Source organism: Streptomyces sp. PA03-5A (assembly GCF_033792725.1).
GTDB lineage: Bacteria > Actinomycetota > Actinomycetes > Streptomycetales > Streptomycetaceae > Actinacidiphila.
The window spans coordinates 301,256-315,261 of sequence record NZ_JARAVL010000005.1; the positions used below are offsets into that span (position 1 = coordinate 301,256).

Consider the following 14,006-nt stretch of genomic DNA (forward strand, 5'->3'; position numbering starts at 1 on the left):
GCCGTCTCCACCCGGGTTGCCAGGGGTTCTGAGCGCATGGCTCGTCCTCCTTGCTCAGGCCTGCTCGGCGGGCGGGACGCCGCTGCGGCTCGCTGCCCGGGCCTCATGGGGTGCACCTTCCCCGTACGACCCGGACGAACCGGACGGCACGGCGGGCTCCGGTACGGCGCGCAGCGAGGTGCGCCCGGCGCGCCACGCGCCCAGCAGGTGCTCCTCCAGGCGCCGCTCCACCAGCGCCATGGCGCGGATCCCCAGGACGACGTCGGCGGTGAGGTGAGGTTCGTGGGCCAACAGGTCGCCGATGACGTCGCGGCGCAGCACCTGCTCGTGCACGGCGTCGGCCTCGACGTGCTCCTCGTAGAAGTGCCGGCAGACGGCACCGCCGCCGAGCCGGTCGATCGCCTCCACCGTCCGGCGGGCGGACGGCGGGGTGGAGATCTCGGCGGCCGCGAAGTGCCCCACGAGCGCCCCGCGCAGTTCCCGGCGCAGGCCCAGCCAGGAGATCAGGTTCACCGTGGCGAGGGTGACGGCCGGTACGGCGTCCACGTAGTGGCCGTAGGAGGCGTCCAGCCCGGCGTCCCGGAGCAGGTCGGCGTAGAGCCGCGCGTGCACGCGTTCTCCGCGCCCGCTCCCGAACTCGTCGTACTCGACGGCCACGAGCGCGGCCTTCGCCCGGCCGGTGAGCCTCGGGATGACCCATGCGTGCGGATCGGCCTCCTTCAGCTGGTAGACCGACCGGTGCACGAAGTACTCCCGCAACTGCTCCCAGGTGCCCTCGTCGCGGAGGAAGTGCGACACACCGCGCCCGTCGCGCGGCTCGTGCAGCAGCCCCTCCAGTTCCCGGTCGAGGGCCGTGCGGGCCGCGGCGCCGCCCGGGGTGGCCGGCAGCTCGGCGCGGAGGGCCGCCCCGAAGGAGCCCTCCATGGCGCCGCGCAGCGCGAGCAGCCCCGGATCCCACTCCCAGCCGGGGTGCACCCCGGCGAAACCCCGGTAGTGGAGTTCGTAGCAGACGTGCAGCGCGAGCTGTACGTCCTCGCCGTACGGATCGGCGGCCTCGACCGCCCCGGTGGACACCGGAAGGGCGGTACCCGGCGGCCCCTGGGTGAGGGCGCCGAGCACGGCCCGGGAGAGGGGGCCGCGCGGTGCGGGCGGCGGGGGCTCAGCGGTCCGGGGACCGGTCGAGAGGTCGCAGACCGTGTCCATCGGGTCCTCCGTGGGTCGGTGCGGGGACGTCCTGGGCGTACGGGCGTCCGCCGGTGCCCCTGCCCGCTGACGCCGGGGGCATGCGGCCGTCCGTCGCCGTCTGCTCGACCAGCATGTCCACCGCGGCGCGGGGGCCGCCCGCCGCCGCGGCCCGCCGCTGCCGGTCGGCGCCGCTCCCCGTCCGGGCGAGGGCGGCCGTGGCCTCGCGGACGAAGGCCAGGTCGCCGGTGTCCTCCAGCGCGGGCGCGACGCGCCGCAGCAGCTCGTCACGCAGCGCCGTGGCGGGCACGCGGGTCTCCCGGACGGGATGGATCCCCGGGCCCGACATCCCGTAGCGGGCCGCCGACCAGAGCGCGGCCGCGGCGAGCTGAGCCGTCATGCGCGGGGCCGGGACGCCCCGGGAGAGGTCGTCGAGCGCCGTGCGCACGAGCGCCCGCGTGAGCGCGGCCTGCAACGCCGTCTCCCATGTCGCACCCAGCGCGTCCGCGACCCGGACCTCCACCGTGGGCAGCCGCGGCGAGGGCCTGGCCAGCCAGAACGTCATGGCGTGGTCCACCAGCACCCCGCAGGCCACCAGCCGGTCGACCTCGGCGTCGTGCTCCGCCGCCGACGCGAACCACGGGGGGATCCCGGAACCGGGGAACCGCGCCTGGTCCAGCACACGCCAGCTGGCGTAGCCGGAGTCGCGGCCCCGGTCGTAGGGCGAGTTGGCCGACAGCGCCAGCAGCGTCGGCAGCCACGGCCGCAGGTGGTTGAGGACCGCGACGGCGGTCTCCCGGTCCGGTACGCCCACGTGGACGTGGCAGCCGCAGGCCCGGTAGCCGGTCGCCTGGCTCTCGTAGATGCCGGCGATCGCGGCGTAGCGCTCGCCCGCACTGATCCCGGAGGGGCCGTCCAGTACGGGCGTTCCCGAAGAGACCAGCCGCGTGCCCTCGGCGGCGGCGGCGTCGGCCAGCAGGCGGCGCGTGGCCGCCAGCTGGCCGGTCAGCTCGGACAGGCGCGTGGCCACCCCGGTGGCCGACTCGATCTGCGCGGCCGACAGCTCGTGCTGCAGCGCGACGTCCGGGGCGGGCGGCGGCACGCACGAGGCCCGGGCGATGACGGCGGCCGCGCCGTCGACCAGCCGTCCGGTCCGCGGGTCGACCAGCAGGAACTCCTCCTCGACCCCGAAGGTCAGGCCGCCCGCCGGCGCCCGGTCGTCCACATCGCCCATGCACCCCCCTTACCCCGCCCGCACCGTGCCGGACCCGAACGGCCGCACGCGGAGGCCCCAGGGGCGGGCACGGGGGTCATCCGCCCGGGGCGACACGACCGCGCCACGCGCCCGTCTCGCTGCCCCGTTCCTCGATGAAGTGCTTGAAGCGCCGCAGGTCGCCCCGGGCCCGCCGGTCCACGACGCCGAGCGCGTCGGCGGCCTTCTCCGCGAGGCCGGAGGTCTGGAGCTCCATGGCCAGGTTGACCCGGGTGTGCGAGGCGTCCAGCTCCTGGAACGTCACGACGCCGCGCTGCCGGACGTCCCCGGTGACGGTGCGCCACGCGACCCGCTCGTCCGGCAGCTGGTCGATGATCTCCGTGTCGAATTCCCGGCGGGCACCGGCGACGTTCGTCACCCAGTGGTTGTGCCGGTCGTCGACCTGCGTCACCTGTTCCACGCCCTCCATGAAGTTCGGGAACTCCTCGAACTGCGTCCACTGGTTGTACGCGGTGTGCAGCGGGACGTCGACGTCGACGGATTCGCTGATCGTGCCCATGGGTCCGCTCCTTCCGAGGAATCGTCGCTGGGTCGGCTTCCCGGTGCGGATGTGCCTAATCGTCCTGATCCGGCGGTCGCCGGGTCCTATGTCTGGTGCGGTGCCCTCGGGTAGGGCAGCCGCGCCGGTCACCGGCTCGTGTCGAGGAGGGCAGCCGCGTGGGCGGGACCGCTGAAGCGGTCCGCGGGGCGGATCCGGGCGCCGCCGCCGACAGGCCGCGGCCCGTACGGGATGCGGCCGGCGGCCGGCACTCCTGCGCGTCCGGAGTTGCCACGGGTGGCAGGCGACGAGCGCACGGCCAGTGCGGGCTGCGCGGCCCCTCCCCGTCGGCGCCGCCGCCGTGCTCACCCCGGCCCCGGCAGGTCGGCTCCGCGCCGCCGCCGCTCGCGCCCGGCCGGGACGGGGCGGCCGGATACCGTCGGCGTCCGGGGACCCTGTAGGTTCTTGCGCTGTGGAGGAGCTGGACCGGCAGATCGTGGAACTTCTCGTGGCCGACGGGCGCATGAGCTACACCGACCTGGGCAAGGCCACCGGCCTGTCCACGTCCGCGGTGCACCAGCGCGTACGGCGCCTGGAGCAGCGCGGGGTGATCCGCGGGTACGCGGCGATCGTGGACCCGGAGTCGGTGGGGCTGTCGCTGACGGCGTTCATCTCGGTGAAGCCCTTCGACCCGAGCGCACCCGACGACATCGCCGACCGTCTTGCCGAGGTCCCCGAGATCGAGGCGTGCCACAGCGTCGCGGGGGAGGAGAACTACATCCTCAAGGTCCGGGTGGCCACCCCGATCGAGCTGGAGCACCTGCTCGCGAAGATCCGCACCCTGGCCGGGGTCTCCACCCGCACCACGGTGGTCCTCTCCACGCCGTACGAGGCGCGCCCACCGCGCGTCTGAGGCCCCACGGCCCCCTGACCCACCGCACGATCCCGTCCCCTCGCCCCCACCGGGGCCCGGGCGGGCCCAACATCACATCGCGAGGCGAAACCCAGTGCCGCACACCACGAACGAGCCGACCACCAGCGGATCCGGCGCGAGCCGCACCGTGCTGCTGCGCGGCGGCAACGTCTACAGCCCCGCCGACCCCTTCGCGACGGCCATGGTCGTCGACGGCGGCACGGTCGCCTGGCTCGGCTCGGAGGGCGCCGCGGAGTCCTTCGCCGCGGGCGTCGACGAGGTGGTCGACCTCGCCGGTGCGCTGGTCACCCCCGCGTTCACCGACGCCCACGTGCACACCACCGCCACCGGCCTGGCGCTGACCGGCCTCGACCTGGCCCCCGCCCGCGACCTGACCGACGCCCTCGCCAGGGTCGCCGCGTACGCGCAGGCCAACCCCGGCCACCGGGTGCTGCTCGGCCACGGCTGGGACGAGAGCCGCTGGCCGGGGCAGCGCCCGCCGACCCGCGCGGAACTCGACGCGGCGACCGGCGGCCGCCCCCTGTACCTGACCCGCGCCGACGTCCACTCAGCGGTCGTCACCACCGCCCTGCTGGCGCTGGTCCCCGATGTCGGGACGATGGCCGGCCACCACCCCGACGGGCCGCTCACCCGCGACGCCCACCACGCGGTCCGGCGCGCGGCCTACGGCGCCGTCACGCCCGCGCAGCGTGCCGCCGCGCAGCGCACCGCACTCGCCCACGCCGCCTCGCTCGGCATCAGCGCCGTCCACGAGTGCGCGGGCCCGGACATCTCCTCCGAGGACGACCTCACCGCGCTGCTGCGGCTGGCCGCGGCCGAGCCCGGGCCGCGCGTGTACGGCTACTGGGCCGAGGCCGTGACCGGCGCCGAGGACCTGGAGCGGATCCGGGACCTGGGCGCCGTCGGCGCGGGCGGCGACCTCTTCGTGGACGGCTCCATCGGCTCCCGCACGGCCTGCCTGCACGCCCCGTACACCGACGCCCCCGCCGTCGGCGGCACCGCCTACCTGGACGCGGCGGCGATCGCCGACCACGTGGCCCTGTGCACCGAGGCGGGGGTGCAGGCGGGTTTCCACGCGATCGGGGACGCCGCCGTGGCCGCCGTCGCGGAGGGGATGCGCGAGGCCGCCCGCCGGGTGGGCCTGGACCGCGTGCGCGCGCTGAGGCACCGCGTCGAGCACGCCGAGATGATGACCGAGGACATCGTCGCCGCCTTCGCGGAGCTGGGCCTGGTCGCCTCCGTGCAGCCCGCCTTCGACGCCGCCTGGGGCGGTGAGGACGGCATGTACGCCCAGCGGCTCGGCGCCGAACGGGCCCGCACCCTCAACCCGTTCGCCGCCATGACCCGGGCCGGGGTGCCCCTGGCCCTCGGTTCCGACAGCCCGGTCACGCCGCTCGACCCCTGGGGCACGGTGCGCGCCGCCGCCTTCCACCGGACCCTCGAGCACCGCATCTCCGTCCGCGGCGCGTTCAACGCGCACACCCGCGGCGGCTGGCGCGCCGTGGGCCGCGACGACGCGGGCGTCCTCGTGCCCGGCGCACCCGCGGACTACGTGGTGTGGCAGGCCGGTGACCTCGTGGTCCAGGCCCCCGACGAGCGGGTCGCCAACTGGTCCACCGACCCGCGCTCCGGCACCCCCGGGCTGCCCGAACTCACCCCCGGGCTGCCGCTGCCGACGGCGCTGCGCACGGTGGTCGGAGGCCGTACGGTCTTCGCACGGCCGAACGAGTGACGGGTCAACGGCCGATGCCCCCGAACGGTTCTCCGTCGGGATGGCGTGGAACTTTCCCCGGCCTCGCGTTGACCTGCTGATTTGGTCAATCCGCGCAGGTCAAACGGCTGTTGACAGGCGACGGTCGGGGGCGAGTAGGTTCGGCCGGGTCCACCACCGGACGTCCGACCGGATCTCCGTGCGCCGACGGCCGCAGCTGGGCCACGGGGCGTCGCGCCGTACGGCGTGCGCCACTGGCAGCCAGGTCCAGCGCTCGCGGCACGGAACGCGGTCCGCCTCAACGAGAGGCTCCGCCCGGTCGGCAGGTGTGACCCGGGAGGGGCCCGGACGCCCAGTAGACAACGGCCTTGTCGCCGATCCGCAGCCAGCGGGTCCCAGGTCGGCCCGAAGGGCGTTCCGGGCCCCGAGCAGTTCACGCCCCTCCCGCGCCGCGGGTCCGCCGCGGGAGGCTTTGCCCGCCCGGGGTCCGCGGACAGGGCCGTTGGGGGTACGGTCACTGTCACACAGTGACCACCTGCAGGAAGGCCGCGTACCTTGCGACCGCGCTCCGACGCCGCACCGGCCCCCGCCGCGCCGCCGGCGACGTCCGTAGAACCGCCGCCGCCACCCGCTCCGGCACCCGGCCGCATCGCCCGCACGGCGCGCGCCGTGCGGGCGAACGCGCGGCGGTCGGCGCTCGCCGCGCTGTGCGGCCTGGCCCTGGCGGCCGCGTTCCCCCCGTACGGGGTGTGGCCGCTGTCGGTCGCTGCCGTGGCCGGCCTGGCGCTGCTGACCCGGGGCCGTACCGCCCGCCAGGGCGCGTGGCTGGGCTTCGCCTTCGGACTGCCGTTCTTCGTGTGGCTCCTGCTGTGGCTGCGGGTGATCGGCTGGGACGCGGTCGTGGGCCTGTCCGTCATCGAGGCCGCCTTCGTCTCCGTGCTCGGCGCGGGTCTGGCGGTCACATCGCGGCTGCGCGCCTGGCCGCTGTGGGGCGCCTGCCTGTGGGTGGCGGAGGAACTCGTCAGGGACCGGCTGCCGTTCGGCGGCTTCCCGTGGGGCAGGCTGGCCTTCGCGAACACCGCCACCCCCTTCACCCCGCTCGCCGCGCTCGGCGGCGCACCGCTGGTGACCTTCGCCGTCGCGCTGTGCGGTTCGCTGCTGGCCGCGGCCGCGGTCGCCGTGTGGCGGCTGCGCAGGGGCCCGGTCGTCTTCGGCCCGCGCCGTCACGTGCCCGCCACGACGGCGGCGGTGCTGGCGGTGGCCACCTTCGCCGCCGGGTACGCGGTGCCGGTGCCCACCGCGGCCGACGACACCGTCCGGGTGGCCATCGTGCAGGGCAACGTCCAGCAGCCGGGCATGCACTTCCTGGGCCGGCCCCTGAAGATCCTCAACAACCACGTCGAGGCGACCCTGAAGCTCGCCGAGGACGTCAAGGCGGGCCGTGCGCCCAAGCCCGATCTGGTGATCTGGCCGGAGAACTCCTCCGACATGGACCCGTTCTCCGAGCCCCAGGCCTACGCCCTGATCACCAAGGCGGTCCGCGCCGTCGGCGTCCCCGTCCTCGTCGGCGCCCTGGTCGACGGCCCGGACGCGGACCACGTCCAGAACGAGGGCATCGTCTGGGACCCGGAGAGCGGTCCCGGCGACCACTACACCAAGCAGCACCCGGTCCCCTTCGGCGAGTACGTGCCCTTCCGCGAGCAGCTCACCAAGGTCATCAAACGGCTCGACCAGGTCCCGCGCGACTTCTACCCGGGCAAGGGCAGCGGTGTCCTGCAGATCGGCCCGGCGAAGCTCGGCGACGTCATCTGCTTCGAGGTGGCGTACGACGGGATCGTCCACGACACCGTCACCGCGGGCGCCCGCGCCCTGGTCATCCAGACCAACAACGCCACCTACGGCCGCACCGGCCAGCCCGAGCAGCAACTGGCGATGTCCCGGCTGCGCGCCGTCGAGCACGGCCGCGCCGTGGTCACGGCGGCGACGAGCGGCATCACCGCCGTCGTCGCCCCCGACGGGCGGATCGAGCAGCAGACCGAGGAGTTCACGCAGACCGTGCTCAGCGCCCGGCTGCCGCTCCGCGACGATCTGACCGTCGCCGACCGCGTCGGCTCCGCTCCCGAATGGACCCTCGCTATGGTGGGCCTGCTGTCCTGGGCCGCGGCGATCATGCTGGGCAGGCGAGGACGTACCGAGACGGAGGAACAGCAGTGAGCGATGGCGGTGGGGTCACCCGTGGCGCAGCCCAGGGGAGGGCCTTCGGGCCGCTCGGCTCGGTTCTCGTGATCATCCCGACGTACAACGAGGCCGACAACGTCAAGCCGATCGTCGCCCGGGTCCGCGCGGCCGTGCCCGAGGCGCACGTCCTCGTCGCCGACGACAACAGCCCCGACGGCACCGGCAAGCTCGCCGACGAGCTGGCCGCCGCCGACGACCACGTCCACGTGCTGCACCGCAAGGGCAAGGAGGGGCTGGGCGCCGCCTACCTGGCCGGCTTCCGCTGGGGCATCGAGCGGGACTACGGCGTGCTCGTCGAGATGGACGCCGACGGCTCGCACCAGCCCGAGGAGCTGCCGCGTCTGCTGACCGCGCTCAAGGGCGCCGACGTGGTGCTCGGCTCCCGCTGGATCCCCGGCGGCCGGGTGGTCAACTGGCCGAAGTCCCGCGAGTTCCTGTCGCGCGGCGGCAGCACCTACTCGCGGCTGCTCCTCGACGTGCCGCTGCGCGACGTGACGGGGGGCTACCGGGCGTTCCGCAAGGAGACGCTGCTGGGCCTGGGCATGGAGGAGGTGGCCTCCCAGGGCTACTGCTTCCAGGTCGACCTCGCCCGGCGCGCGGTGACGTCCGGCTTCCACGTCGTCGAGGTCCCCATCACCTTCGTGGAGCGGGAACGCGGCGACAGCAAGATGAGCCGGGAGATCGTCGCCGAGGCGCTGTGGCGGGTCACCGCCTGGGGCGTCGGCTCCCGTGTGAAGCGGCTGACGTCCGGGCGGCGCCGCGGCTGACCGGCCCTCCGGGCTCCGGCGGGGAGCAGGCACAATGGTGCGTATGACGATCAGCTCCCCGCCGCCGGCCGGTCCGCGGCAACCGGGCGGTGACGGGCGTCCGCGGCGGCGTTCGCGCGCCGGGACGTGGATACCGCTCGGTGTGGCCGCCTACGCGCTGCTGGAGATCTGGCTGCTCATCCTCGTGGCCGGGGCCGCCGGCGGGCTCACGGTCCTCGTGCTGCTCGTGGCGGGCTTCGTGTGCGGGGCGCTGGCCGTACGGCACGCCGGGCGCAGCGCCTGGCGGGCGCTGAACGAGGCGATGCGCTCCGGAGGGCCGGAGCGGGACCGGGAGGAGCCGAAGGGCTCCGGCGCCGGGAACGGCGGCAGCGGTGCGGCGCCGATCATGATCGGCGGCCTGCTGCTGATGGTGCCCGGGCTGATCTCGGACGTGGCGGGGCTGCTCTTCCTCTTCCCGCCGACCCGTTCCCTGCTGACGAGGGCGGGTGCACGCGCTCTGGACCGCCGGGCGTCCGCCGCCCGGGAGCGGGGCGCGGGCTCGGGCTCGCTGGGTGACCTCTTCGCCCAGGCGCGCGCCGCCGAGGAGCAGATGCGCATCCACCGCCCCGACGGCAAGGTGATCCAGGGCGAGGTCGTCGACCACAACCCCGAGCAGGACGACGAAAACCCCGGGCCGCGGCACTGAGGCCACGCTCGCCCGGGGCGCACGTCTGATGGGGCCCGCCCCTCACGGGCCCAGTTCCTTCGGTCAGGCGGTCTTGCGGTGGTCGCGCGGATGTACCGCGATGTTCATGGCGCCGGAGCGCAGAACGGCGAGTCGTTCGGCCAGGACTTCCTCCAGCTCCTCGACCGTGCGCCGCTCCATGAGCATGTCCCAGTGCGTACGCGCGGGCTTGCTCGTCTTCTCCTCCGGGCCCTCTCCGTCGACCAGGAGTGCGATCTGGCCGCAGGCGCGGCACTCCCACTCCGGCGGGATCTCGGCCTCCACCGAGAACGGCATCTCGAATCGATGTCCGTTCCGGCATGCGTACTCAACGGTCTGGCGCGGTGCCAGATCGATGCCGCGGTCGGTCTCGTAGCTTGTCGCCCCGAGTCGCGTGCCGCGGAGAGCTCGCTCACTCATGAATCGTGCCTCCCGGGCTGTGTCGCCCACAGGACAGGTGTCGCTGTCGTCGTCATCCGGTCAACGTCCGGTCGGCGGTGAAGATTCCCGTTCTCGGGAGGTGCGTCGCCCGTCGTGCCGCCCCTTTTTGTACCCATCGACGCCCGCTTTGTCACATCTCGTGAGAGATGTCACCCTGCGTTCTGGTATCTTTAGCGCGCAGTAACGGTCCGTCCGACGGCCAACGGCGTACACTACCGCGCCGCACCCATCCGCACTAAATCGTCTCGGGGACCGGATTGCCCGCGGCCGCCACCGCCCGCCGCATCGGCACCCTGGCCAGCAGCACGAACCCGATGACGAAGAACGCCACCAGGGACACGATCGCGTCCCGGTAGCTCCCGGTCAGCTGGTACGTCAGGCCGAACAGCAGCGGCCCCAGCCAACTCGTGCCCCGGTCGCTGACCTCGTACACCGAGTAGTACTCGGCCTCCTTGCCGCGCGGGATCAGGTGCGAGAAGAGCGAGCGCGACAGCGCCTGGCTGCCGCCCAGGACCATCCCGATGGCCGCGGCCAGACAGTAGAACGCCACCGGCTCGCCGGCCGGCAGGAAGAAGCCGGCCCCGATCGTCGCCGTCCACGCCACCAGCGAGCCCAGCACCGTACGGCGCGCCCCGTACCGCGCCGCGAGCCGGCCCAGCAGCAGGGCGCCGAAGACGGCCAGCACCTGCACCAGGAGGATCGCGCCGATCAGGGCCGTCTCGTCCAGCTCCAGCTCCTCCGAGCCGTAGAGCGAGGCCTGCGAGATCACGGTCTGGATGCCGTCGTTGTAGATGAGGTACGCCAGCAGGAAGGCGAGCGTGAGCGGGTGGCGGCGCATGTCCCGCAAGGTGTCGGCGAGTTGACGCCAGCCCTGGTGGAGCGAACCCCCGCCCTTGACCGCCGGCCCGGCGGACCGCCGGCCGGGCGCGGTGTCGCGCAGCCGTATCAGCGGGACGAGCGTGAAGGCCGCCCACCACAGGCCGGCCGACGCCAGGCAGATCCGCACCGCCATGCCCTTGGAGACGCCGACCGCGTCGTGCCCGAGGAACAACGCCAGGTTGGCGACGAGCATCAACGCCCCGGCCGCGTATCCGAACGCCCAGCCCCGCGAGGAGACCGCGTCCCGCTCGTGGGGTTCGGCGATCTCCGGCAGGAAGGCGTTGTAGAGGACCATGGCCGACGCGAACGCCACGTTGGCGACGATCAGGAGTCCGCCGCCGAGAAGGTAGCGGTCCCCGGTCACGAAGAACATCGCCGTCGTCGCCGCGGCGCCGACGTACGCGAAGGTCCCGAGCAGCGCCTTCTTGCGCCCGGTCCGGTCCGCGACGGCCCCGGCGAGCGGCATCACCAGCACGGACAGCAGGACCGAGGCGGAGACCACGTACGCGAAGTACGCCCCGGCGCGGACCGGTATCCCGAGCGGGTGGACGTAGCCGTCCGGGCCCGCGGCGGCCTCCGCGACGTCGGTGAGGTACGGCCCCAGGAAGACCGTGATCACACTGGTGGAGAAGACCGAGTTGGCCCAGTCGTAGAAGTACCAGCCGCGCTGTGCGCGCCGCCGCTCGTGCGCCGGGGCGGCGGTTCCGTCCTGCACCGCCATGTCCTGCGCCTCGCCCGTGGTCACCCGTGGTTCCTGCCGATCCGTGTCGTGCGCCCTGCCGATGTGATCGGTCATGATGCCATCCACGGCCGGGGTGGGGGAGGGGGATCATCCGCCGGATTCCTCCGTTCATCCGGCGGACGCCTCCGGTCCGCCCGACCCGTGCACGGGACTGCCCCCGGGCCGCCGCGTGGGCGGCCCGGGGGCAGAACGGTCAGCCTGTGTCGCGGAGGTCCGCGACGGTCAGGCGCGACCGCCGTTCATGCGCCGGCGACGCAGCATGTAGACGCCGCCACCGGCACCGGCGAGCAGGAGCGAGGCGCCGAGCAGGGTCTCCGGGGTGTTCATGCCCATCGAACCGCCGAAGCCGGTGTCGGGGCCACCGCCGTTGCCGCCGCCCCCACCGCCACCGCCGCCGTTGCCGCCACCGCCGCCGTTGCCACCGCCGCCGCCGTTGCCGCCGCCGTAACCGCCGCCGCCGTGGCCGCCCTTGCAGCCCTTGTTGCCGCCGCCGTTGCCGCCCCACGAGTCGTCCATGTTGCGACCGTCGTCGGACGCGCTGCCGAAGCTCTGGGCGGTCAGGCCGCTGCTGTTCTTGTTGTCGTCGCTTCCGTTGTCGTCGCTTCCGTTGTCGTTGCTGTTGTCGTTGCTGTTGTCGTCGCCGTTGTCACCGCCGTTGTCGCCACCGCGACCGCCGCCACCGCCGCCGTTGTCGCCGCCGCCACCGCCGCCGCCGTTGCCGCCGCCGCCGTAACCGCCGCCACCGCCGCCGTTGCCACCGCCGCCGCCGCCGTTGCCGCCGCCGTAACCGCCGCCGCCGCCACGACCGTTGTCGTCGTCGTCGCCGCCCCACCACGACTCGCACCGGTCGTCGCCGCCGTAGCCGTGACCGCGCCCGTAGCCGCCGCCACCGCCGCCGCCGTGACCGCCGCCGTGGCCGCCTCCGTAACCGCCCTTCCCTCCGTGCTCGTCGCCGCGACCCTCGCCGTCACGGCCCCCGCCGTCACGGCCTCCGCCGTCACGGCCTCCGCCGTCACGGCCCTCCTCGCCACCACGACCGCTGCCGTTGCCGCTGCCGTCGACGCTGACGGTCACGGTCGTCGTGACCTGGCCGTCGGTGCCGTCCGGCTCGTCGCAGGTCAGTTGGACCTGGTAGGTACCCGCGGGCGTGGCCTTGTCCACCAGGAGCTTGAGGCTGTTGGTCGCGGCCGTGCCCACCGTTTCCACCTTCGGGATGGTGGTCACGTAGGTCGGCGCCGTGATGCAGCCGCCGAGCGTGAAGGTGACCACTTCGCCCGGTGCGACGCGGCCGCTGTTGGAGACGGAGACGATCGGGTCTGCGACCGCCACACTTGCCGGCAGGACGACGGCCGAAACCGTCATCGCCGCCGCTGCGAGAATGCGTGAACCACGCATGGGGGGAACCTCCTTGCGGACGGGGCAGGCGGGATTGGAGATCACCGCGACACGTACTGCGACCGCGTCCTTGAGATCCATGGCACGAGGGCGGGGATCTTCACGCACCTCGGAATCGGCACAGGCCTTCCCCCGGACGGGGCATCAGAATTCTGGCCGGAACAGCGTTGTCGCAGGTGGGGAGCCTTACCCGCAGCGGCGTCAGAAAAATGTGAAGAGCTGGTCAAACGGGTGACCGGCAACGAGTCCGCCGGTGCATCAGGCGATGAGAAGTCAGTCGATGGCCTGTCAGGCGACGCGTCGTCAACACAGCGCGTTACCGGGAAGTCCACGGCATCGCCCTGCGCCGCCGCCCCTACGGGGCGCGGACGGATCATGGCGCCGGGACAACGGTGCCTGTCATCAGGCGATCTCACGCAGATTCACCAGAACGGCCCACCACGGGTGTTCACGCACCACGCCACGAGGGCCTCGGGCCCCGGGTATCCCGCGACCTCGGCGCCCGTTTCCCGGCGGGGGCGACGGCCCGGCCCGGGCCGGCGATCCGTACGGGGCGGGTGAGCCGGGCGCCGGTGAACCCGGAGCTCCCGGAGCGGCGTTGACCAGGGCGCGCGGGCACGGGCCGGCACCACCGGCAGAGCCCGCGCGAGCCGCGCGCCCCAGCCACGGCAGCGGCCGGGCCGCGGAGAACCGCTCGTCCATCGCCGTCCACCACCGGTGCAGCCGCCACCCGTTGCGGCACCCCGGGCGCAGGGCGGTCCGCGACCAGGAAACCGCCCGGGAGCCATGGGGCGCGCGCGTGGTACACGACGCCCGTGGCGACGGCCAGCGAGCGCAGGACGTCAAGGCCCGGCGCGTGCGGCTGGTGAGGTCCCATCAGGACACGGTCGGCATCATCGGTGCTCGTCCTGGCAGCGCGGCGCCGGATTGCCCCCGCTGCCGCAGGGCGCCACCCGATCGGGTGGGGAGCACTTTGCCCGGTTGACTCTGATCCATCCGCGTTTGACGCATACTTCGGTTTAACATCATTTATGACGGACTGTCACTCATGATTGACCGGTCGGAGCTGAAGGACTGCGATGCTGCGAAACTCCGGGGATCACACCACCCCCGTGCCCTGGTACGGGCAGCCCGACGCCTGGTACGGGCAGCCCGACCCCTGGTTCGGCCAGCCGTTCGTGCCCGGGCACACGGCGGACGGGGCACAGGCGCCCGGCCGGCCGGGCCGCGCGCCGCAGCCCCCGGCCCGGGCCCGGCCCGCCC

11 protein-coding genes and 1 pseudogene are annotated in these 14,006 nt (G+C 74.0%); 6 read left to right on the forward strand and 6 right to left on the reverse strand.

The window, feature by feature from the left end; genetic code table 11:
- Nucleotides 1-54: 54 nt before the first annotated feature.
- The 3 genes from PV410_RS08695 to PV410_RS08705 form a co-directional block, all read right to left on the reverse strand.
- Complete coding sequence (locus PV410_RS08695; RefSeq protein WP_500323389.1) at nucleotides 55-1,203, reverse strand: iron-containing redox enzyme family protein; 1,149 nt, start codon at nucleotides 1,201-1,203, stop codon at nucleotides 55-57.
- Nucleotides 1,160-2,416: a carboxylate-amine ligase gene (locus PV410_RS08700; protein ID WP_500323391.1), complete on the reverse strand. Its 1,257-nt coding sequence runs from the start codon at nucleotides 2,414-2,416 to the stop codon at nucleotides 1,160-1,162. The genes PV410_RS08695 and PV410_RS08700 overlap by 44 nt, the downstream gene beginning before the upstream one ends.
- A gap of 76 nt (nucleotides 2,417-2,492) precedes the next feature.
- The gene (locus PV410_RS08705) at nucleotides 2,493-2,954 is read right to left on the reverse strand and encodes an SRPBCC family protein (RefSeq protein ID WP_499515568.1); all 462 of its coding nucleotides are present in this window, start codon (nucleotides 2,952-2,954) and stop codon (nucleotides 2,493-2,495) included.
- A gap of 451 nt (nucleotides 2,955-3,405) precedes the next feature.
- On the opposite strand from PV410_RS08705, the gene PV410_RS08710 reads away from it, so the two are divergent.
- The 5 genes from PV410_RS08710 (at nucleotide 3,406) to fxsA (ending at nucleotide 9,268) form a co-directional block, all read left to right on the forward strand.
- Complete coding sequence (locus tag PV410_RS08710; RefSeq protein ID WP_361803599.1) at nucleotides 3,406-3,846, forward strand: Lrp/AsnC family transcriptional regulator; 441 nt, start codon at nucleotides 3,406-3,408, stop codon at nucleotides 3,844-3,846.
- A 94-nt stretch (nucleotides 3,847-3,940) separates the two neighbouring features.
- Complete coding sequence (locus tag PV410_RS08715; RefSeq protein WP_500323393.1) at nucleotides 3,941-5,599, forward strand: amidohydrolase; 1,659 nt, start codon at nucleotides 3,941-3,943, stop codon at nucleotides 5,597-5,599.
- Nucleotides 5,600-6,133: 534 nt separating this feature from the next.
- Nucleotides 6,134-7,792: an apolipoprotein N-acyltransferase gene (gene lnt, locus PV410_RS08720; protein ID WP_500323395.1), complete on the forward strand. Its 1,659-nt coding sequence runs from the start codon at nucleotides 6,134-6,136 to the stop codon at nucleotides 7,790-7,792.
- Entirely contained in the window at nucleotides 7,789-8,583 is a 795-nt protein-coding gene (locus PV410_RS08725; RefSeq protein WP_500323396.1) for a polyprenol monophosphomannose synthase, read from the forward strand. The genes lnt and PV410_RS08725 overlap by 4 nt, the downstream gene beginning before the upstream one ends.
- Nucleotides 8,584-8,626: 43 nt before the next feature.
- Nucleotides 8,627-9,268, forward strand: a complete 642-nt coding sequence (gene fxsA / locus PV410_RS08730) for an FxsA family membrane protein (protein ID WP_500323397.1) — start codon at nucleotides 8,627-8,629, stop codon at nucleotides 9,266-9,268.
- A gap of 63 nt (nucleotides 9,269-9,331) precedes the next feature.
- On the opposite strand, the gene PV410_RS08735 is transcribed toward fxsA, so the two are convergent.
- The 3 genes from PV410_RS08735 to PV410_RS08745 all read right to left on the reverse strand — a co-directional run bounded on the left by PV410_RS08735 (nucleotide 9,332) and on the right by PV410_RS08745 (nucleotide 12,743).
- Nucleotides 9,332-9,706 carry an RNA polymerase-binding protein RbpA gene (locus tag PV410_RS08735; RefSeq protein WP_499515576.1) on the reverse strand — a complete coding sequence of 125 codons (375 nt, stop codon included), beginning with the start codon at nucleotides 9,704-9,706 and terminating at the stop codon, nucleotides 9,332-9,334.
- A gap of 256 nt (nucleotides 9,707-9,962) precedes the next feature.
- Complete coding sequence (locus PV410_RS08740; RefSeq protein WP_500323418.1) at nucleotides 9,963-11,327, reverse strand: MFS transporter; 1,365 nt, start codon at nucleotides 11,325-11,327, stop codon at nucleotides 9,963-9,965.
- Nucleotides 11,328-11,570: 243 nt separating this feature from the next.
- A complete protein-coding gene (locus PV410_RS08745) occupies nucleotides 11,571-12,743 on the reverse strand; it encodes a hypothetical protein (protein WP_500323398.1) in 1,173 nt (390 codons plus the stop codon).
- A 1,079-nt stretch (nucleotides 12,744-13,822) separates the two neighbouring features.
- Between PV410_RS08745 and PV410_RS08750 the strand changes: the two are divergent.
- Nucleotides 13,823-14,006, forward strand: a pseudogene (locus PV410_RS08750) (serine protease); the annotation flags it as partial.